The organism is Pseudomonas koreensis (assembly GCF_012986595.1).
Lineage (GTDB): Bacteria > Pseudomonadota > Gammaproteobacteria > Pseudomonadales > Pseudomonadaceae > Aquipseudomonas > Aquipseudomonas koreensis.
On sequence record NZ_JAAQYM010000001.1, the window covers coordinates 423,489 to 441,679 of the forward strand.

20 protein-coding genes are annotated in these 18,191 nt (G+C 60.8%); 6 read left to right on the plus strand and 14 right to left on the minus strand.

Annotation, left to right across the window (positions count from 1 at the left end):
* Nucleotides 1–27: 27 nt before the first annotated feature.
* The 5 genes from HBN98_RS02025 to HBN98_RS02045 are packed head-to-tail and all read right to left on the minus strand — an operon-like array spanning nt 28 to nt 3,571.
* Entirely contained in the window at nt 28–666 is a 639-nt protein-coding gene (locus tag HBN98_RS02025; RefSeq protein WP_064586399.1) for a LysE family translocator, read from the minus strand.
* A 60-nt stretch (nt 667–726) separates the two neighbouring features.
* A complete protein-coding gene (fos, locus tag HBN98_RS02030) occupies nt 727–1,143 on the minus strand; it encodes a fosfomycin resistance glutathione transferase (RefSeq protein ID WP_083366762.1) in 417 nt (138 codons plus the stop codon).
* A gap of 4 nt (nt 1,144–1,147) precedes the next feature.
* Nucleotides 1,148–1,864 (minus strand): PA3715 family protein, encoded by a 717-nt coding sequence (locus HBN98_RS02035; RefSeq protein WP_083366763.1) that lies wholly within the window; start codon nt 1,862–1,864, stop codon nt 1,148–1,150.
* 37 nt (nt 1,865–1,901) lie between these two features.
* Entirely contained in the window at nt 1,902–2,636 is a 735-nt protein-coding gene (locus tag HBN98_RS02040) for a PA3715 family protein (RefSeq protein ID WP_083366764.1), read from the minus strand.
* Nucleotides 2,637–2,659: 23 nt separating this feature from the next.
* Entirely contained in the window at nt 2,660–3,571 is a 912-nt protein-coding gene (locus HBN98_RS02045; RefSeq protein ID WP_169844028.1) for a LysR family transcriptional regulator, read from the minus strand.
* Nucleotides 3,572–3,648: 77 nt separating this feature from the next.
* Between HBN98_RS02045 and HBN98_RS02050 the strand changes: the two genes are divergently transcribed.
* Nucleotides 3,649–4,137, plus strand: a complete 489-nt coding sequence (locus tag HBN98_RS02050; protein ID WP_083366766.1) for a DMT family transporter — start codon at nt 3,649–3,651, stop codon at nt 4,135–4,137.
* Nucleotides 4,138–4,287: 150 nt separating this feature from the next.
* Here the strand turns inward: HBN98_RS02050 and yiaY are convergent, their stop codons facing one another.
* The gene (gene yiaY / locus HBN98_RS02055; protein ID WP_083366767.1) at nt 4,288–5,436 is read right to left on the minus strand and encodes an L-threonine dehydrogenase; all 1,149 of its coding nucleotides are present in this window, start codon (nt 5,434–5,436) and stop codon (nt 4,288–4,290) included.
* Nucleotides 5,437–5,589: 153 nt separating this feature from the next.
* On the opposite strand from yiaY, the gene HBN98_RS02060 reads away from it, so the two are divergent.
* Nucleotides 5,590–6,609, plus strand: coding sequence for a DUF4917 family protein (locus tag HBN98_RS02060; RefSeq protein ID WP_083366768.1), 1,020 nt, complete (start codon nt 5,590–5,592; stop codon nt 6,607–6,609).
* A gap of 137 nt (nt 6,610–6,746) precedes the next feature.
* Here the strand turns inward: HBN98_RS02060 and HBN98_RS02065 are convergent, their stop codons facing one another.
* Nucleotides 6,747–7,289, minus strand: coding sequence for a helix-turn-helix domain-containing protein (locus HBN98_RS02065; protein WP_083366769.1), 543 nt, complete (start codon nt 7,287–7,289; stop codon nt 6,747–6,749).
* A gap of 106 nt (nt 7,290–7,395) precedes the next feature.
* Here HBN98_RS02065 and HBN98_RS02070 point away from each other — a divergent pair, with 106 nt between their 5' ends.
* Complete coding sequence (locus tag HBN98_RS02070) at nt 7,396–8,178, plus strand: aldolase (protein ID WP_083366770.1); 783 nt, start codon at nt 7,396–7,398, stop codon at nt 8,176–8,178.
* Nucleotides 8,179–8,203: 25 nt separating this feature from the next.
* Complete coding sequence (locus HBN98_RS02075) at nt 8,204–9,085, plus strand: dihydrodipicolinate synthase family protein (protein ID WP_083366771.1); 882 nt, start codon at nt 8,204–8,206, stop codon at nt 9,083–9,085.
* 131 nt (nt 9,086–9,216) lie between these two features.
* Here HBN98_RS02075 and HBN98_RS02080 read toward each other — a convergent pair whose 3' ends face one another.
* The 3 genes from HBN98_RS02080 to HBN98_RS02090 all read right to left on the minus strand — a co-directional run bounded on the left by HBN98_RS02080 (nt 9,217) and on the right by HBN98_RS02090 (nt 10,644).
* Nucleotides 9,217–9,561 carry a YegP family protein gene (locus HBN98_RS02080; RefSeq protein WP_083366772.1) on the minus strand — a complete coding sequence of 115 codons (345 nt, stop codon included), beginning with the start codon at nt 9,559–9,561 and terminating at the stop codon, nt 9,217–9,219.
* A gap of 182 nt (nt 9,562–9,743) precedes the next feature.
* The gene (locus HBN98_RS02085; RefSeq protein WP_083366773.1) at nt 9,744–10,049 is read right to left on the minus strand and encodes a ribbon-helix-helix domain-containing protein; all 306 of its coding nucleotides are present in this window, start codon (nt 10,047–10,049) and stop codon (nt 9,744–9,746) included.
* A 13-nt stretch (nt 10,050–10,062) separates the two neighbouring features.
* On the minus strand, nt 10,063–10,644 hold the full coding sequence (locus HBN98_RS02090; protein ID WP_083366774.1) for a DJ-1/PfpI family protein: 582 nt from the start codon (nt 10,642–10,644) through the stop codon (nt 10,063–10,065).
* Nucleotides 10,645–10,970: 326 nt separating this feature from the next.
* Here HBN98_RS02090 and HBN98_RS02095 point away from each other — a divergent pair, with 326 nt between their 5' ends.
* Nucleotides 10,971–11,861: a DMT family transporter gene (locus tag HBN98_RS02095; RefSeq protein WP_064586385.1), complete on the plus strand. Its 891-nt coding sequence runs from the start codon at nt 10,971–10,973 to the stop codon at nt 11,859–11,861.
* A gap of 139 nt (nt 11,862–12,000) precedes the next feature.
* Here HBN98_RS02095 and HBN98_RS02100 read toward each other — a convergent pair whose 3' ends face one another.
* The 4 genes from HBN98_RS02100 to HBN98_RS02115 all read right to left on the minus strand — a co-directional run bounded on the left by HBN98_RS02100 (nt 12,001) and on the right by HBN98_RS02115 (nt 15,604).
* Nucleotides 12,001–13,218, minus strand: a complete 1,218-nt coding sequence (locus tag HBN98_RS02100) for a class I SAM-dependent methyltransferase (protein WP_083366775.1) — start codon at nt 13,216–13,218, stop codon at nt 12,001–12,003.
* A 270-nt stretch (nt 13,219–13,488) separates the two neighbouring features.
* Nucleotides 13,489–14,106 carry a TPM domain-containing protein gene (locus tag HBN98_RS02105; protein WP_064586383.1) on the minus strand — a complete coding sequence of 206 codons (618 nt, stop codon included), beginning with the start codon at nt 14,104–14,106 and terminating at the stop codon, nt 13,489–13,491.
* Between the two features lie 33 nt (nt 14,107–14,139).
* A complete protein-coding gene (locus tag HBN98_RS02110; RefSeq protein ID WP_064586382.1) occupies nt 14,140–14,892 on the minus strand; it encodes a TPM domain-containing protein in 753 nt (250 codons plus the stop codon).
* Between the two features lie 103 nt (nt 14,893–14,995).
* Nucleotides 14,996–15,604 (minus strand): LemA family protein, encoded by a 609-nt coding sequence (locus HBN98_RS02115; RefSeq protein ID WP_007963199.1) that lies wholly within the window; start codon nt 15,602–15,604, stop codon nt 14,996–14,998.
* Nucleotides 15,605–15,862: 258 nt separating this feature from the next.
* On the opposite strand from HBN98_RS02115, the gene bglX reads away from it, so the two are divergent.
* Nucleotides 15,863–18,154, plus strand: a complete 2,292-nt coding sequence (gene bglX / locus HBN98_RS02120; RefSeq protein WP_083366776.1) for a beta-glucosidase BglX — start codon at nt 15,863–15,865, stop codon at nt 18,152–18,154.
* The last annotated feature ends 37 nt before the right edge of the window (nt 18,155–18,191 follow it).

Consider the following 18,191-nt stretch of genomic DNA (forward strand, 5'->3'; position numbering starts at 1 on the left):
TTTGCTCCCGCATCCCTGCAACCAGCGTCAAGCCTTGTTCGGCAGCAATCCCGGCAGCGCATGCACCAGCGCGTTGATCGCAAAACCGATGAACATCACCCCGCACAGGCGGGTGATCATCAGTTCATGGCGTTGATACAGCGTGCGCACCCGACGGGCGCCGACAACACCGATCAAGATAGCGTAAGCCAGCAATCCGCCGAGGAAGCTCAAGGCGATCAGCGCCGGCAGCATCGACCAGTTGAGCAGTTCGGCGCGGCTCGACAGCAGCGCGGTAAACGTCGCCACCGCTACCGGGTAGGCCTTGGGATTGGTCAGGCCGAACAGGATGCCGTGCCAGAACGGCTGACGCGCCGCGCCCTGGGGCTGGTCATCGCTACGCCGCTGGGCGCGCACCGCTCGCCAGCCAAGCCAGAACAGGTACACGCCGCTGAGCACGCCGAGTACATCAAACGCGGTGCTGCCGATTTCCCGGGCGCCGACGATCGCGATCAACGCGGTGCTGCACCAGACCACATCCCCGAGCAGGTGCCCGCAGAGAAACCCCGCCCCGGCCCGCCGCCCATGCGCCGCGCCGATGCCGAACACTGCCAGCACACCCGGCCCCGGCGTAATGCCATAGATGAAACCCGAGGCCAGAACGGCCATAAGCAACGATGGAGTCATGACATACCTGCAAGCGCCAGCACGAATGGTGGCCAGTCTATATCAGCGCCCTGTGTCTGATCACTGCTCGTCGTAAAAACGCATACCCGCATACGGTCTCAACCGACAGGCTGCCAGTCGTGACGCGAGATCGCCGACGTGGGCTTCGAGCTTGTGCCCGTCCGGGTCAAGAAAGTAGAACGATGCACCTTCGCTGCGGTTGTCGCGCCATTCCCGCACGTTGGCCGCTTTTAGCTTCTGCACGAACAATGGAAAATCCGCCTGATCGAGGCTGAACGCGTAATGGGTGTAGTCGACGGACGGCTCGCAACTGCGCTGTGCGTCCAGCGACAGACACAACCACAGCCCCGGCAGCGACAGGTAGGCACCGGCGTCCCACGTAGCTTCGACGCGCAGACTCAGCACGTCGCGATAGAACGCCAGACTGCGTGGCAAGTCGCTGACGGCGAGGGTCAGGTGGTTGAGGCCGGTGAGCATGGGGTCAGTAACCTCGCAGGTCTTCAGGGACGTTGTACTGCTGACCATCGTACGTCAGGGTGATCTGCTTTTTCTTCAGCTCGGTGGTGTTCGATACGCACTGATTGCCGGATTTAGTGTTTTTCATTTTGCTGCCGCTGGTGGTGACGATCAGATCGGCGAAACCATTGTGACTCGATGGACCCATCTCGAGCGTCCGGCGGATTTTTTTGCTGTAGCCCTCGCAGTCATTCACGAACTCACCGTTGTTCTTGAAGACCACCAGGCCTTCGAGCACCGGACGCAGGCTGTCACCCTCGCGCACATACAGCGCCAGATCGGTTTTCTCGTAGGGCATGGCCTGAGAACTGTGCGCGAATTTCGCTCGCAGACCAAAAGCCCGGACGTCCGGCGTCAGTCGGTAGCGCGCCGTATCGATGCGTACGTCATCCAGCCGCACGGCATCGGAGTTGTAGGCGCCCGGTTTGTGGTAAGTGGCGATCGGTTTGGCGTTGCTGGCATTGAGCAGCGCCAGATCCAGATCGAACGCACCGGCATCGTCACCACCGGAATCGGCCAGATAGGTGGATTTGACCGAAATCGCCTGACTCGGGAACGCCGGCCAGACGTTGCAGCGCGACATGGATTTGCCGTCGAAACTCTTGGTGGTGCAGGCGGCTTGGGCGTGGGTGGTGATGGCCAGGAAACCGAGGGTGATCAGGAGTCTGGAGAGGTTGAGCATGGTTCTTCCTTGATAAGTGTCGTGTTAAGCAAGCCGGTTACAGACCTTGGAAACCTTTAGGCAAAACGTAGGATTTTCCGTCGTAGTGCAGAATGGTCAGCACGGGCTTATGGTTCGTGGTTTTTATTTCGCAATTGTCCGGCGGGCCCTCGCCACTCACGCCGGTGGTGACCGATTTCACGATCAGGTCGGCAAATCCGTGAGAGCTGGTTTTACCTATTTCGATCGTGCTGATTGTGGTCGCACGTTCCCCCGCGCAGTTGCCATCCCATTCGCCGCCAAAGCGGTAAACCAGCATCCGATCCAATACCGGACGCAGCTTGCCGCCTTCTTTCACATAGAGCGACAACTGGGTTTCATCCATGGGATTGACGCGTGAGGAGTTTTTGAAAATGGCCCGTATGCCAAAGGCACGAATGTCAGAAGCCAGCTTGTAGCGCGCAGTATCCAGTTCCAAGCTCTCCAGCGCGAAGGCGTCAGACTGGAACACGGACGGTTGATGATAAGTCGCGAGCGGGGTCAAGTTGTCGACTGACGACACGGATAAATCCAGATCGTAAGAGCCAATCCTATCACCATGGGCATACACCGGATCCGATTCAAACTTTGCTATCGCATTGATCGTCAGGGCCGGAACCACAGGCCATTCCTTGCAGACAGAAAAATCCCACTGTCCTGCCACCGCTGGCGGCGAGCACTCGGCGAACGCCTGCCCTGCCATCAACCACCCACACAGGACCCAACACCCAACCCATCCAGACTTCACTGTCATCCCCGACTCCCTGATAATTTTTTTCAGCCGCGCACTATCCCCTCCTCAATCCTGCGATTCAACCAGTGCAACGCCTGATCCGCACCCCGCCGCTTGTGCCACGCCAGCACAAACGTGAACGGCGCAATCTCGAACGGGGGCGGCAGCACGATCAAATCCTGCTGATCGATCTCACGCACGCTGCGCGACGACACGGTGAGGATCAGGTCCGTACCGCTGATCAACTGTGGCGCGACGTTCCAGTGCGGCAGGCTGATGGCGACGCGGCGGCGTTCGCGCAGTGAGGTCAGCGCGCGTTCGATTTCCGGGGTGCCGCTGCCGCGCATTTCCAGCAGAACGTGCGGGCGCGACAGGTAAGTCGGCAAGTCCAGAGTGCCGTCGGCTGGCAAGGTGCGGCGATCCAGCAGGCAGACGTAGCGCTCTTCAAACAGCACCGAACTGCGTAATTCGTGGGGCATCTCCGGGAACACCCCGGCGGCCACATCAATGTCACCGTTGAGCACCCCCTCGAGCATACCTTCGCGGCTGGCGTGGCTGATTTGCAGGTCGATGCCCGGCGCTTCGCGGCGCAGGGTGCGGATCAAGCCGGGCAGGATGATGGCCGCGCCGTAGTCAGACATCGCCACACGAAAGGTCCGACGCGCACTGGCCGGATCGAAGGCATTCGGCGCCAGCAGCGATTGCACCTGCGCCAGTGCTTCGGCCAGCGGCGCGATCAGTTCCAGCGCTCGCGCCGTGGGCACCAGGGTCGAGCCGGCGCGCACCAGCAGCGGATCGCCCAGCACGTCGCGCAATCGCGCCAGCGCATGGCTGACCGCCGGTTGGCTCAGGTGCAGTCGCTCGGCGGCACGGGTGACGTGTTGCTCGCTGAGCAAGGCGTCGAGAATCACCAACAGGTTCAGATCGATACGGCGCAGATCATTCATCTTGTGCATGTTCTGGATGACAAAACGGAATTTAAATCTGCGCGACGAATACCTTAGAGTCCAGCAAAACCTGTTGGAGAGTGATCATGAGTACGTTGCAGTGGGCCGGGCTGTTGCTGCTGGCCGCGTTTGCCGGGGCGGTGGTGCCGTTCCAGAGTGCGATCAACAGCAATCTGGCGCGCGGGCTGGGACATCCGTTGTGGGCGACACTGGCCTCGTTGCTGGTCAGCGTGCTGGTGCTGTTGCCGGTGATTCTGGCGTTGCGCCTGCCGCTGCCGTCGCTGGGGTTCATCAGCAAGGCGCCGTTGTGGATGTGGGCTGGCGGCGCGTTTGGCGTGTGCTTTGTGGCGCTGGCGGTGATGTTGCTGCCCAAGCTCGGCGCGTCGGGGTTTGTTGCGTTGGCGTTGGCCGGGCAGGTGATTGCTTCGATGCTGCTCGATCACTTTGGGCTGTTTGGATTGGTGGAGAAACAGCTGACGGTGTCGCGGGTGTTGGGGGCGTTGTTGTTGATTGGCGGGGTGGTGTTGATTCAGTTCGGCGGGGTGTTTGAGAGGAATGGGGCAGCGGTTGGTTAATCCAGAGGATTATTCAATGTCTGGAAATCAGCCATCGCGAGCAGGCTCACTCCTACAGTTGAAATGCATTCCCCTGTAGGAGTGAGCCTGCTCGCGATGGCGTCAGAAGTGGCGCTGAAGACCTCGGAGCTTGTCGAGGCTGTACCCTGCTCAAAACGCGTTGCGGAAAATCTCCTCGATCTGCCGCTGATCCGCCGCCCGCGGATTGGTCAGGCCGCACGCATCTTTCAGTGCGTTGGTGGCAAGCACCGGGATGTCGCTGAGCTTGGCGCCGAGTTCGCGCAGGCCGCCCGGAATATCGACATCTTTAGCCAGACAACGAATCGCGTTGATCGCCGCCTGGGCGCCCTCCTCCGGACTGAAACCGCGAATGTCGGCGCCCATCGCATGCGCCACGTCAGTCAGGCGTTCGGCGCAGATCAGCGCGTTGAAAGCCTGTACATGCGGCAGCAACACGGCGTTGCACACGCCGTGGGGCAGATCGTAGAAACCGCCCAACTGGTGCGCCATCGCGTGCACGTAGCCAAGCGACGCATTGTTGAACGCCATGCCGGCGAGGAACTGCGCATACGCCATGTTTTCCCGCGCTGCGAGGTCGCTGCCGTCACGCACGGCCAGGCGCAGGTTGTTGCTGATCAGCGTCATGGCCTTCAGCGCGCAGGCATCGGTGATGGGGTTGGCGGCGGTCGAAACGTAGGCCTCGATGGCGTGGGTCAGCGCGTCCATGCCGGTGGCGGCAGTCAGGCTTTTCGGCATGGCGACCATCAGTGCCGGGTCGTTGACCGACAACAGCGGCGTGACGTTGCGGTCGACGATGGCCATTTTCACGTGGCGCGATTCGTCGGTGATGATGCAGAACCGGGTCATCTCGCTGGCAGTGCCGGCGGTGGTGTTGATGGCGATCAGCGGCAGTTGCGGCTTGCTCGATTGATCGACGCCTTCGTAGTCGCGGATCTGCCCGCCGTTGGTCGCACACAGGGCAATGCCTTTGGCGCAGTCATGGGGCGAACCGCCCCCCAGCGACACCACGAAATCGCATTGGCTCTCTTTCAAAAGGCTCAGCCCGGCCTCGACGTTGGCAATGCTCGGGTTCGGTTTGGCGCCATCGAAGAGCACTGAGTCGATGTCCTGCATCGCCAGTTTCTCGGCGAGCATGGTCGCAACGCCGGCCTTGGCCAGCCCCACGTCGGTGACGATCAGCGCCTTGCGAAACCCGTAGTTGCGGATCGCAACCATGGCCTCGTCGAGGCATCCGTTGCCCATGATGTTTACGGCCGGAATGAAAAAGGTGCTGCTCATGCGCATCTCCTGACTGAGGCCGAATCGACTGCTCCGATACGGCGGATGAGCACAGGATCGACTGATCGGTCACGACCGATGTTGATCTGGCTCAATGCCCGCTCGTGATAAAGTCGCCGTCCATCCGCCCTTTGTTTTGAGACTGCCCCCGCAATGACCGATTTTCTGGATGTCGATGCCACCCTCGAAGACTGGAGCGCCCTGCGCGCCACTGCCGACTTCAACGGTCTGCTGGTGGGCAATGGCGCCAGCCGTGCGGTATGGGACGACTTCGGCTACGACTCGCTGTTCGAAAATGCACGCACGGTGGAAGAGAAACCGCTGAGCCCGTCGGAGCTGAGCGTGTTCGACGCGATGCAGACGCGCAGCTTCGAGCAAGTGCTTGGCGCCCTGAAAACCACCAGCCGGGTCAACAAGGCACTGGCCGTCAGCTCGGCCGCACCGCGCAATCGCTACTACGCGATCAAGGAAGCGCTGATCAACACCGTGCACGCCGTGCACATCCCGTGGCGACTGGTGCAAGCCACAACCCTGGCGACGCTCAACGAAGAACTGGCGCGCTATCGCACGGTGTTCACCACCAATTACGACCTGCTCAGCTACTGGGCAATCCAGCATCAGAGCGAGGCCATCGATGACCTGTTCAACGGCCCCGATGCCGGTTTTGATCTGAGTGAAAGCACCAGCGCCAAACCACGCTTGCTGTACCTGCACGGCGGCCTGCACCTGGTGCGCAATCAGGACGGCACTGCACGCAAATTGACTTCGACCGAAGGCACCCTGCTCGGCAGTTTCGCGATCAACAACACGATCAAGACGCTGGACGACGTGCCGCTGTTCGTCAACGAAGGGCCGAGTGCGGACAAGCTCAAAACCATCCGCAGCTCGGATTATCTGTCGTTCTGTTATGAGCAGTTATTGGGGCATGCGGAGAATCTGTGCATCTTTGGTCATGCCCTGGGTGAGCAAGACGCTCATATCGTGCGCGCCTTGCGGTTGGCGAAACCGCAGACCGTGGCGATCTCGATTTATCCGCGCAGTGCGGCGTTCATCCAGCATCAGAAGCGCCATTACGCGCAGGTGTTCGAGGGCACGGGCGTTGAGTTGCGGTTTTTTGATGCGAAGAGCCACGCGCTGGGCAATCCGAAGCTTTCGGTTCCCGTCGAAGTCTGAAGCCAATACATCACCTGTGGCGAGGGAGCTTGCTCCCGCTGGGCAGCGAAGCGGCCCCAAAAATATCAAGCTGCAAAGCGATGACTGCTGCGCAGCCAAGCGGGAGCAAGCTCCCTCGCCACAACAGCAGAATCGGTTCATTCCTCGGTGCTGTGCACCACCACCAGCAACTGCGCCTGCACCTCGCCCACCGACCTGATCCGGTGCGGCTTCTGCGCATTGAAGTGCAGCGCATCGCCGCGCTCCAGCAGCACCCGCTCGCTCATGAAATCCACTTCCACCTGCCCTTCGTGGACGAACAGAAACTCTTCGCCCAAATGCTCTTTGAAGGTCTTGTCGGTGAATTCACTCGGCGGGTAGATGATGAACGGCAGCAGGCTGCGTTCGCTGACCTGATGCGCCAGCACCGCATAACCGGGGCTCTGATCGTTGGCCGCCAGCGACTGGCGCTCATGGCTGCGCACCAGGCTGTAGCTGTCGAGGCTGACGTTGTCCTCGGAGAACAGTTCCTCAACCTTCACATTCAACGCTTTCGCCAGTTTCAGCGCGGCTGCGATCGACGGGGTGTTCAACCCGCGCTCGACTTTCGACAGGTAGCTTTTGGTCATGCCGGACTTTTCGGCCAGTGCCTCAAGCGTGACCCCAAGTTTTTTTCTCAATAATTTCAAACGGATAGACATGCGCAGCAGTTATTCCATCATGGAAACGACAATTCATGCTTGCTTATGACACTTTGTGTCATATAGGCTCTTTCGTGTCATTTGCACTCACCCAAAGGACACAGACATGGCCAAGACATTAGCACTACCTAAAGAACAACTGGTCAAGCAAGCGCTGACTCAGATGCAAAAAAACCTGGCGGATAATACGTGGACTGACCGGCAAAAGCTGGCGCTGACCTGCCGGATCCTGTTTGAAAGCGGACATGACTCCGGTCTGGCCGGGCAGATCACGGCGCGCGGCCCACAACCCGGCACCTATTACACGCAGCAACTGGGCCTGGGCTTCGATGAAATCACCGCGAGCAATCTGCTGCTGGTCAACGAAGACCTGGAAGTGCTCGAAGGCCACGGCATGGCCAACCCGGCCAACCGTTTCCACAGCTGGGTCTACCGCGCCCGGCCGGACGTGAACTGCATCATTCACACCCACCCGACGCACATCGCCGCGCTGTCGATGCTCGAAGTGCCGCTGCAGATTTCCCACATGGACCTGTGCCCGCTGTACGACGACTGTGCGTTTCTCGAAGGCTGGCCGGGCGTGCCGGTGGGCAACGAAGAAGGCGAACTGATTGCCGGAGCTCTGGGCGACAAACGCGCAATTCTGCTTTCACACCACGGTCAGTTGTCGACCGGCGCGACGATCGAAGAGGCTTGTGTCATCGCCCGACTGATCGAGCGCGCGGCCAAGCTGCAACTGCTGGCGATGGCGGCCGGCACGATCAAGCCGATCATCCCGGCGCTGGGACGCGAGGCCCATGACTGGGTATCGAAACCCAAGCGCCACGCCGCCGCCTTCAACTACTACGCCCGACAGAATCTGCGCCAACACGCCGATTGCCTGAACTGATTTGAGTTTTTCAAGGAGACACCGCATGTCCAACATTCACGGCATCATCGGCTACACCATTACCCCGTTCGGCACCCACGGCGAAGGGCTGGATCTGCCGGCACTCGGCCAATCGATCGATCGCCTGATCGACAGCGGCGTCCACGCCATCGCCCCGCTGGGCAGCACTGGCGAAGGCGCTTACCTGAGCGACGCCGAGTGGGATCAAGTGGCTGAGTTCAGCATCAAACACGTGGCCAAACGGGTGCCGACCATCGTCAGCGTGTCCGACCTGACCACCGCCAAAGCGGTGCGCCGCGCGCGTTTCGCCGAAGCTCATGGCGCCGATGTGGTGATGGTGTTGCCGGCCTCGTACTGGAAGCTCAGCGAAGCGGAAATCCTTGCTCACTACCGCGCCATCGGCGACAGCATCGGCGTGCCGATCATGCTCTACAACAACCCGGCCACCAGCGGCACCGACATGTCGGTGGAACTGATTCTGCGCATCGTCAACGGCGTGGAAAACGTAACCATGGTCAAGGAGAGTACCGGCGATATTCAACGCATGCACAAGCTGCAATTGCTCGGTGAAGGCCAGGTGCCGTTCTACAACGGCTGCAATCCGCTGGCACTGGAGGCGTTTGCCGCTGGGGCCAAGGGTTGGTGCACGGCGGCACCGAACCTGATTGCACAGCTGAACCTGGACCTGTACGCCGCCGCGCTGGCCGGTGACCTGGACCGGGCACGCGAACTGTTCTACCGCCAGTTGCCGTTGCTGGACTTCATCCTCAAGGGCGGCTTGCCGGCGACGATCAAGGCTGGGTTGCGCGAAACGGGGCTGGAGGTCGGGGATCCACGGTTGCCGGTGTTCCCGTTGAGTGAGGTTGGGCAAGGTCAGTTGCAAGCGATCCTCAAGACCCTGCGCTGATCTCAGGCAAAACAAAAAACCTGTAGGAGCTGTCGAGTGAAACGAGGCTGCGATCTTTTGATCCTGATCTTTACAATCAAGGATCAAAAGATCGCAGCGTGCCGCAGCGCCTACAGAGCGATGAGCTGGACTCAGAGTACCGGCAACGTCTTGTCCTTGATCACCTTGCTCGGCCCGTTGGCCTTGACGCTGGCGATGCCTTTGGCGCACGCGGCGTCGTTGGAGTACGACTCGCTGCTGCCAATGATCTGGTGGTTGGCAGCCTTGAGGTTGAAGTATGGGTGGCCATCCTTTGTGGTTTTCTTCTCGTAGCGTTCATCCAGCGGGCTGTTGGCCTGCACCGAAGCAATGCCGTTGTCGACTGCCGCGCGAGTGGTGTAGAGCTCGCTGGTGAGAATGGTTTCGGCGTTGGCGGCCTTAAGCACAAACCTGAACTGGCCGTTGCTGCTTTTGCTCACTTCGTACCATCCGGACATGCTCGATTCTCCTTGGCGGTTAAGAGGTTTCGCGCTTCAGAGTAAAGACCAGCTCCAGAACTCTGTCGCCTGTACCGACCTCTTCGCGAGCAAGCTCCCACATAAGTGTTCACACGTTTTGTGTTCACTGGAGATCTACTGTGGGAGCGAGCCTGCTCGCGAAGGCGTCACCCCGGTGTTGGCTATTTCACCCCCGCCCGCACCACCGACAATTCAGGCACACTCACCCGCCGCTGACTCAGATACCGCGTGCAGCTCACCCGCAGGAACGAGGCAAAATTCACCACCTCACCGCGATAATCCATCACTTCTTCATACAGCTTGGCGATCAACTGGTTAGTGGTCATGCCATCGACTTCGGCGATTTCACTGAGGATGTCCCAGAACTGGTTTTCCAGGCGCAGGGTCGTCACCACCCCGCAGATGCGCAACGAGCGCGAGCGGGATTCGTAGAGAATCGGGTCGGCCTTGACGTAGAGCTCGCACATGGGCGAATCCTCGTTACAGAGTGATTTTAGTGCCGAGCAAGCCGAGGAAACCGGCCAGCCAGTTCGGGTGCGCCGGCCATGCCGGAGCAGTCGCCAGATTGCCTTGAACGTGGCCGTCGGTCACCGGGATATCGATGAACGTGCCACCGGCCAGTCGCACTTCCGGCGCACAGGCCGGATAGGCGCTGCACTCGCGACCTTCCAGAACACCGGCCGCGGCCAGCAATTGCGCGCCGTGGCAGACCGCCGCAATCGGCTTGTCGGCCTTGTCGAACGCGCGCACCAGTTCGAGGACTTTTTCGTTCAGGCGCAGGTATTCCGGCGCACGACCGCCGGGGATCAGCAGCGCGTCGTAGTCCGCTTCGGCAACCTTGGCAAAGTCGAAGTTGAGGGCGAACAGGTGCCCCGGTTTCTCGCTGTAGGTCTGGTCGCCTTCGAAGTCATGAATGGCGGTGCGCACGGTCTTGCCGGCGACCTTGTCCGGGCACACGGCGTGCACGGTGTGACCGACCATTTGCAGGGCCTGGAACGGCACCATCACTTCGTAGTCTTCGACGTAATCGCCGACCAGCATCAGGATTTTTTTCGCGGCCATGGGGCGGTCTCCTCTGGGAAAGGGCTTGCAGGAGTACTCAAGGTAGACCCATTCAGAGCCGGCAGGTAATAACCGACTACTACGTACACCAAACCTCTGTGGCGAGGGAGCTTGCTCCCGCTCGACTGCGCAGCAGGCGCAAAACCTGTTTGCACAGTTTTCCTGAAAAAAGCGGGGGCCGCTTCGCAGCCCAGCGGGAGCAAGCTCCCTCGCCACAGGGGATCCAACTGTATGGATAACTCTGTGCCTGGCTGTACCAGCCCGAGCGCCGCGGTTTATGGCTTGATGAAGGCAATCCCCTGCCACCTTCTATTCTGGTTCTCATCATGTCTTCGCGCGAAAACACCGGCATGGCCCTCGGCCTGCTCGGGGTTGTGATTTTCAGCCTGACCCTGCCCTTCACCCGCATCGTGGTGCAGGAACTGCATCCGCTGCTCAACGGCCTGGGCCGCGCGTTGTTCGCGGCGATTCCGGCGGCGCTGCTGCTGTTATGGCGCCGGGAAAAGTGGCCGACCTGGCAGCAGATCAAAGGCCTGAGCCTGGTGATCGCCGGGGTGATTCTCGGGTTTCCGGTGCTGTCAGCATGGGCCATGCAGACCTTGCCGGCGTCCCACGGTGCGCTGGTCAATGGTTTGCAGCCGCTGTGCGTGGCGCTGTATGCCGCATGGTTATCCCACGAGCGTCCGTCGAAAGCCTTCTGGGCCTGCGCCGCGCTGGGCAGTGCGCTGGTGCTCGGTTATGCGTTGTACACCGGTGCCGGCAGCATTCAGGCCGGGGACTTGTTGATGCTGGGGGCGATCGCCGTGGGCGGTCTGGGGTATGCCGAGGGTGGCCGGCTGGCGAAAGAGATGGGCGGCTGGCAGGTGATCTGCTGGGCGCTGGTGCTGTCGACGCCGCTGCTGATCGGGCCGGTGCTGTACCTGGCGCTGCAGCATCAGGGCGCGGTGTCGGCCAAGACCTGGTGGGCCTTCGGCTACGTGGCACTGTTCTCGCAGTTTCTCGGTTTCTTCGCCTGGTACGCCGGGCTGGCGATGGGCGGGATTGCGCGGGTCAGTCAGATCCAGTTGCTGCAGATCTTCTTCACCATCGCCTTTTCGGCGCTGTTCTTTGGCGAACATGTCGAGCCGATCACCTGGGTGTTTGCTTGCGGGGTCATCGCGACAGTGATGCTCGGGCGCAAGACCGCCGTGCGCCCCGCTCAACCGGCCACTGCATGACCACCGCCCCTCGGATGGCGAGCGCATAACCCTGTAGGAGCTGCGGCACGCTGCGATCTTTTGATGTTGCCTTTAAAGATCAAAAGATCGCAGCGTGCCGCAGCTCCTACAGGGTTTGTGTCGGATCAGTATCAGGGGGTCAGGCGAGAAAGCCGTCGGCGCGCAACAGCGTTTCGAGGCAGTGCTCGCTGATGTTGTAGAACGCCTTCAACTCCGCAATCTTCACCAACAGCTGAGCCGGGTTCACCGGCTCGGCGCGTTTCACCGCCAGAATCATCTTGTTCTTGTTGGTGTGTTCCAGCGAGATGAACTCGAACACCTTGGTCTCGTAACCACACGCCTCAAGGAACAGCGCCCGCAGGCTGTCGGTGACCATCTCGGCCTGTTGGCCCAGGTGCAGACCGTATTGCAGCATCGGCTTGAGCAGCGCCGGACTCTGGATCTGCAGGCGGATCTGCTTGTGGCAGCACGGCGAGCACATGATGATCGACGCGCCCGAGCGGATGCCGGTGTGGATCGCGTAGTCAGTGGCGATGTCGCAGGCGTGCAGGGCGATCATCACGTCCAGTTCGCTCGGCGCCACACTGCGCACGTCACCGCACTTGAACACCAGCCCCGGGTGCTCCAGTTTCGCGGCGGCGGCGTTGCACAGGTCGACCATGTCTTCGCGCAGCTCGACGCCAGTGACTTCGCCTTCGGCCTTGAGCGTATTGCGCAGGTAATCGTGGATGGCAAACGTCAGGTAACCCTTGCCCGAACCGAAATCCGCCACCCGCACCGGTTTGTCCAGCGCCAGCGGTGAAGAGGTCAGCGCATGGCTGAAGACTTCGATGAACTTGTTGATCTGCTTCCACTTGCGCGACATCGCCGGAATCAGCTCGTGCTGAGCATTGGTCACGCCCAGGTCCTTGAGGAACGGTCGGCTCAATTCCAGAAAACGGTTTTTCTCGCGGTTGTGCTCGGCGGACGGCGCTTCACGCAATTGCTGAGGTTTGCTCTTGAACAGCGAGCTTTTGCCCTTTTTGCTGTATTCGAGCTGGGCTTCGTCGGTCACGGTCAGCAAATGCGCATTTTTGAACGCCGCCGGCAACAGCTCGGCAATCACCGCAACGCCTTCGCTCAGCGGCAGGTTCTTGGTGATGTCGCGGGTCTTGTAACGATAGACGAAGGACAGGTTGGGCTGGGCCTTGACCGTCACCGCTTTGATGATGATCCGCTGCAGATCCGCCTCTTCGCCCACGTACTTGGCCAGCACCAGTTTGATGAAGCCGTTCTGGTCGAGGCTGGTTTGCAGCAGCTCGATGAACTGGGCGTGGTGATCTGGCGTGGGTTTGGTGGAAGGGGCGGTAACGGACATGGACAAGCGGCCTCGGGCAGGCGAAATCGGGAATGGCCGGTATTTTAGGGGGGATGGGGGTTGGGGACACGCTCTTATTTACCCAACGGCACAAGAACCCGATGCACCGGGTCTTCTGTGGCGAGGGAGCTTGCTCCCGCTCGGCTGCGCAGCAGTCGTTAAACAGGCGATTACTTGATCCAGACAGACCGCGTTTACCGGTTTCAGGGCCGCTTCGCGCCCCAGCGGGAGCAAGCTCCCTCGCCACGGGGGATGACTACGGCCGGAGGATCAACCCAACACAATCAACCGATTGGGCAATTCATTCCTCACCTGCGTCACCGGCACATGCACTTTGAGCAACTCTCCACAGGCCTCGATGCAGGTCACGAACCCCTCCAGCGTGCGCCCCTGCCGCACCTGCTCGGTAAACGCGGCGACAATCGAATCCCAGCTCTTGTTGTCCAGCCGTCGGGAAATCCCCTCGTCCACCAGAATTTCCACGTAGCGCTCGGCCTCGCAGACAAAGATCAGCATCCCGGTACCTCCGACGGTGTGGTGCAGGTTCTGTTCGAGAAACTGCCGCCGTGCCAGGTTCGAGGCGCGCCAGTGGCGCACGCGGCGCGGGATCAGGTGGGTGGTGATTTTCGGCAGGCGAAACAGCAGGCACAGGACGATAAACAGCCCCCATTGCACCAGCAACAGACTGCGCATGGTCAACCAGCCGGTCAGGTAGTGGACGATGCCGGGCACCAGCAGCGCCAGCAGGCTGGCCCACAATAACGGGATGTACGCGTAGTCATCGGCGCGGGCCGCCAGTACGGTCACCAGTTCGGCGTCGGTGTCGCGCTCGACCCGGGCGATCGCCTCGGCGACTTTGCGTTGTTCGTGTTCGGTCAGTAATGCCATGTCGAAAAGTGCCTGATCATTATTGTTGTGTGTTCACCAGCCGCCGGACGAACCGCCGCCGCCGAAACTGCCCCCGCCGCCGCTGAAGCCCCCGCCTCCACCGCCGCCGCCAAATCCACCACCGCCGAAGCCACCCCCGCCACCGGAGCCGCCACGGCCGGCGGGCAGGATACCGAGCATCTGGCAGACAAACACCGTCAGGATGAACAACATCACCAGAAAAACGAACAACAGCGGATGGCGCGAGACAAAATCGTTTTGCGGGTCGCCGTTCGATTCATACACCGTCGAAGGTTCGTCCAGCGGATTGCCGCCGAGCACCACCAGCATCGCCGCCACGCCGTCGCTGATGCCCTTGCTGAAATTGCCGGCCTTGAACGCGGGCGTGATCACTTGATGGATGATCACCGAACTCTGCGCATCGGTCAGCCGATCCTCCAGCCCGTAACCGACTTCAATACGCAACTTGCGCTCATCCCGGGCGACGATCAGCAGCGCGCCGTTGTTCTTGTCCTTCTGGCCGATGCCCCAGTGCCGGCCCAGTTGCACGCCGTAATCCTCGATGGTGGTGCCTTGCAGATCAGGCACCGTCACCACCACCAGTTGCTCGCCGGTCGCCTGCTCATGCGCCTGCAACTGCTGGCTCAACTGGGCGCGCACCGAGGGCTCGAGCATCTGCGCCTCGTCCACCACCCGCCCGCTCAGCGCCGGGAACGTCAACTCGGCCCGGGCGCTGAGGGCGAACAGCCACAGCATCAGCACCAGGCCTATCTTCAACACACGCATGAATACCCTCCACCGTTCCCTGTGTAGGCGCTGCCGCAGGCTGCGATCTGTTGATCTTTAAAAGCAAAAGATCGCAGCCTGCGGCAGCTCCTGCAGGGGATTGTCAGAACTTCACTTCCGGGGCCTTTTCCGCACCGGGGGTGGTGGCTTCGAAGGTTTCGCGAATCGGCAGGTCGCTGTACATCACGCTATGCCAGAGGCGACCGGGAAATGTGCGAATCTCGGTGTTGTACTTCTGCACCGCCAGAATGAAATCGCGCCGCGCCACGGCAATCCGGTTTTCCGTGCCTTCGAGCTGCGATTGCAGGGCGAGGAAGTTCTGGTTGGCCTTGAGGTCCGGATACCGCTCGGACACCACCATCAGACGGCTCAGGGCCCCGCTCAGCTGATCCTGGGCCTGCTGGAACTGCTTGAGTTTTTCCGGGTTGTCGAGGGTGCTGGCATCAACCTGGATCGATGTCGCCTTGGCCCGGGCCTCGACCACTGCGGTCAGAGTCGCCTCTTCATGTTTGGCGTAGCCGCGGACGGTTTCCACCAGATTGGGGATCAGGTCGGCACGGCGCTGATACTGGTTCTGGACCTGGCCCCAGGCCGCCTTGGCCTGTTCGTCGAGGGTTGGAATATTGTTGATGCCGCACGCGGTCAACAATGTGGCGAGCACTAGCAACGTGGCGACCTGCAAACGCGAGCGGTAAGTTGGACTGACATTCATCAAAGTGATGCTCCCTGGCGTATTTCATAAAAAGCCGACCGTAAAACCTTCTGCATCGGCTGTTGGGGCATAATCGGCCGCGCCACTGGATTGCAACGGGCCAATGGGCTAAAAAGAGGCCCTGCGCAAACGCTGCCGACCGTCGGCGTGCGTTTTTGGCTCGGTCATTTTGAGCCTGCACCCGAACAACAATAGTCGCTCCCTAACTTTTGGCTGGCCGGCATTGCATTGCCGCTTGGGCCCTTGAGAAAAATATTCATGAAGAAGCTGTGTTTGCTGGGTCTGTTCGTCAGCCTGGCCAGTCATCAAGTATTGGCCGCAACGACCCCGGTACCCCTGGAAAACAAGGACGCGTTCATCAGCAATCTGATGAGCCAGATGACCCTCGACGAGAAGATCGGCCAGTTGCGCCTGATCAGTATCGGCCCGGAAATGCCGCGTGAGCTGATCCGCAAAGAGATCGCCGCCGGCAACATCGGCGGTACGTTCAACTCGATCACTCGCCCGGAAAACCGTCCGATGCAGGACGCGGCGATGCGCAGTCGCCTGAAGATTCCGATGTTTTTTGCGTACGACGTCATCCACGGTCACCGTACGATTTTCCCGATTCCGCTGGCCCTGGCGTCGAGCTGGGACATGGACGCCATCGGCCAGTCCGGGCGCATTGCCGCCAAAGAGGCCGCTGCCGACAGCCTCGACATCACCTTCGCACCGATGGTCGACATCTCCCGCGACCCGCGCTGGGGCCGCAGCTCCGAAGGGTTCGGTGAAGACACCTACCTGACTTCGCGCATCGCCAAAGTGATGGTCAAGGCCTATCAGGGCGACACGCCGAGCGCCGCTGACAGCATCATGGCCAGCGTCAAGCACTTCGCCCTGTATGGCGCGGTCGAGGGCGGTCGCGACTACAACACCGTCGACATGAGCCCGGTGAAGATGTATCAGGATTACCTGCCGCCGTACCGCGCCGCGATTGATGCCGGCGCTGGCGGGGTGATGGTCGCATTGAACTCGATCAACGGGATTCCGGCCACGGCCAACACCTGGCTGATGAACGATCTGCTGCGCAAGGACTGGGGCTTCAAGGGCCTGGCGGTCAGCGACCACGGGGCGATCTTCGAGCTGATCAAGCACGGCGTCGCCCGCGACGGTCGCGAAGCGGCGAAGCTGGCGATCAAGGCCGGCATCGACATGAGCATGAACGACACCCTGTACGGCAAAGAGCTGCCGGGGCTGCTCAAGTCCGGTGAGATCGAACAGAAAGACATCGACAACGCGGTGCGCGAAGTGCTCGCCGCCAAGTACGACATGGGCCTGTTCAAGGACCCGTACCTGCGCATCGGCAAGGCCGAAGACGATCCGGCCGACACGTATGCCGACAGCCGTCTGCACCGCGCCGAGGCCCGTGAAGTGGCACGTCGCAGCCTGGTGCTGCTGAAGAACCAGAACGACACCCTGCCGCTGAAGAAAGACGCGAAAGTCGCGCTGGTCGGCCCGCTGGCCAAGGCACCGATCGACATGATGGGCAGTTGGGCGGCCGCCGGTAAGCCGGCGCAGTCGGTCACCCTGTTCGACGGCATGAGTTCGCTGATCGGCGACAAAGCCAACCTGATCTACGCCCGTGGCGCGAACATCACCAGCGACAAGAAGGTCCTGGACTACCTGAACTTCCTCAACTTCGACGCACCGGAAGTGGTCGATGACCCGCGCCCGGCCAACGTCCTGATCGACGAAGCGGTGAAAGCCGCCAAGGACGCCGACGTGATCGTCGCAGCGGTGGGCGAATCCCGTGGCATGTCGCACGAATCTTCCAGCCGTACCGACCTGAACATCCCGGAAAACCAGCGCGAGCTGATCCGTGCCCTGAAAGCCACCGGCAAGCCACTGGTGCTGGTGCTGATGAACGGCCGCCCACTGACCATCCTCGAAGAGAACCAGTCGGCTGACGCGATCCTGGAAACCTGGTTCAGCGGCACCGAGGGCGGCAACGCCATCGCTGACGTGCTGTTCGGCGACTACAACCCGTCGGGCAAACTGCCGGTGACCTTCCCGCGCTCCGTGGGCCAGATCCCGACCTACTACAACCACCTGAGCATTGGCCGGCCGTTCACGCCGGGCAAACCGGGCAACTACACCTCGCAGTATTTCGATGACACCACAGGTCCCCTGTTCCCTTTCGGTTATGGCCTGAGCTACACCCGGTTCACGCTGAGCGACATGGCGCTGTCGTCGACCACGCTGAACGCCACCGGCAAGCTCGACGCCAGTGTCACGCTGAAAAACACCGGTAAACGCGACGGCGAAACCGTGGTGCAGTTGTACATTCAGGACGTCACCGGCTCGATGATCCGCCCGGTGAAAGAACTGAAGAACTTCCAGAAAATCATGCTCAAGGCCGGCGAACAGAAAGTCGTGCACTTCACCATCACCGAGGATGACCTGAAGTTCTACAACGCCCAGCTCAAGTACGCCGCAGAGCCTGGCAAGTTCAACGTGCAGATCGGCCTGGATTCGCAGGACGTGACGCAGCAGAGCTTTGAGTTGCTGTAACCGATAAAAGCAAAAGATCGCAGCCTGCGGCAGCTCC

Coding starts and splice junctions, on each gene's coding strand:
- HBN98_RS02025 (WP_064586399.1), bottom strand. CDS start 666: ATGACTCCATCGTTGCTTATGGCCGTTCTGGCCTCGGGTTTCATCTAT.
- fos (WP_083366762.1), bottom strand. CDS start 1,143: ATGCTCACCGGCCTCAACCACCTGACCCTCGCCGTCAGCGACTTGCCA.
- HBN98_RS02035 (WP_083366763.1), bottom strand. CDS start 1,864: ATGCTCAACCTCTCCAGACTCCTGATCACCCTCGGTTTCCTGGCCATC.
- HBN98_RS02040 (WP_083366764.1), bottom strand. CDS start 2,636: ATGACAGTGAAGTCTGGATGGGTTGGGTGTTGGGTCCTGTGTGGGTGG.
- HBN98_RS02045 (WP_169844028.1), bottom strand. CDS start 3,571: ATGCACAAGATGAATGATCTGCGCCGTATCGATCTGAACCTGTTGGTG.
- HBN98_RS02050 (WP_083366766.1), top strand. CDS start 3,649: ATGAGTACGTTGCAGTGGGCCGGGCTGTTGCTGCTGGCCGCGTTTGCC.
- yiaY (WP_083366767.1), bottom strand. CDS start 5,436: ATGAGCAGCACCTTTTTCATTCCGGCCGTAAACATCATGGGCAACGGA.
- HBN98_RS02060 (WP_083366768.1), top strand. CDS start 5,590: ATGACCGATTTTCTGGATGTCGATGCCACCCTCGAAGACTGGAGCGCC.
- HBN98_RS02065 (WP_083366769.1), bottom strand. CDS start 7,289: ATGTCTATCCGTTTGAAATTATTGAGAAAAAAACTTGGGGTCACGCTT.
- HBN98_RS02070 (WP_083366770.1), top strand. CDS start 7,396: ATGGCCAAGACATTAGCACTACCTAAAGAACAACTGGTCAAGCAAGCG.
- HBN98_RS02075 (WP_083366771.1), top strand. CDS start 8,204: ATGTCCAACATTCACGGCATCATCGGCTACACCATTACCCCGTTCGGC.
- HBN98_RS02080 (WP_083366772.1), bottom strand. CDS start 9,561: ATGTCCGGATGGTACGAAGTGAGCAAAAGCAGCAACGGCCAGTTCAGG.
- HBN98_RS02085 (WP_083366773.1), bottom strand. CDS start 10,049: ATGTGCGAGCTCTACGTCAAGGCCGACCCGATTCTCTACGAATCCCGC.
- HBN98_RS02090 (WP_083366774.1), bottom strand. CDS start 10,644: ATGGCCGCGAAAAAAATCCTGATGCTGGTCGGCGATTACGTCGAAGAC.
- HBN98_RS02095 (WP_064586385.1), top strand. CDS start 10,971: ATGTCTTCGCGCGAAAACACCGGCATGGCCCTCGGCCTGCTCGGGGTT.
- HBN98_RS02100 (WP_083366775.1), bottom strand. CDS start 13,218: ATGTCCGTTACCGCCCCTTCCACCAAACCCACGCCAGATCACCACGCC.
- HBN98_RS02105 (WP_064586383.1), bottom strand. CDS start 14,106: ATGGCATTACTGACCGAACACGAACAACGCAAAGTCGCCGAGGCGATC.
- HBN98_RS02110 (WP_064586382.1), bottom strand. CDS start 14,892: ATGCGTGTGTTGAAGATAGGCCTGGTGCTGATGCTGTGGCTGTTCGCC.
- HBN98_RS02115 (WP_007963199.1), bottom strand. CDS start 15,604: ATGAATGTCAGTCCAACTTACCGCTCGCGTTTGCAGGTCGCCACGTTG.
- bglX (WP_083366776.1), top strand. CDS start 15,863: ATGAAGAAGCTGTGTTTGCTGGGTCTGTTCGTCAGCCTGGCCAGTCAT.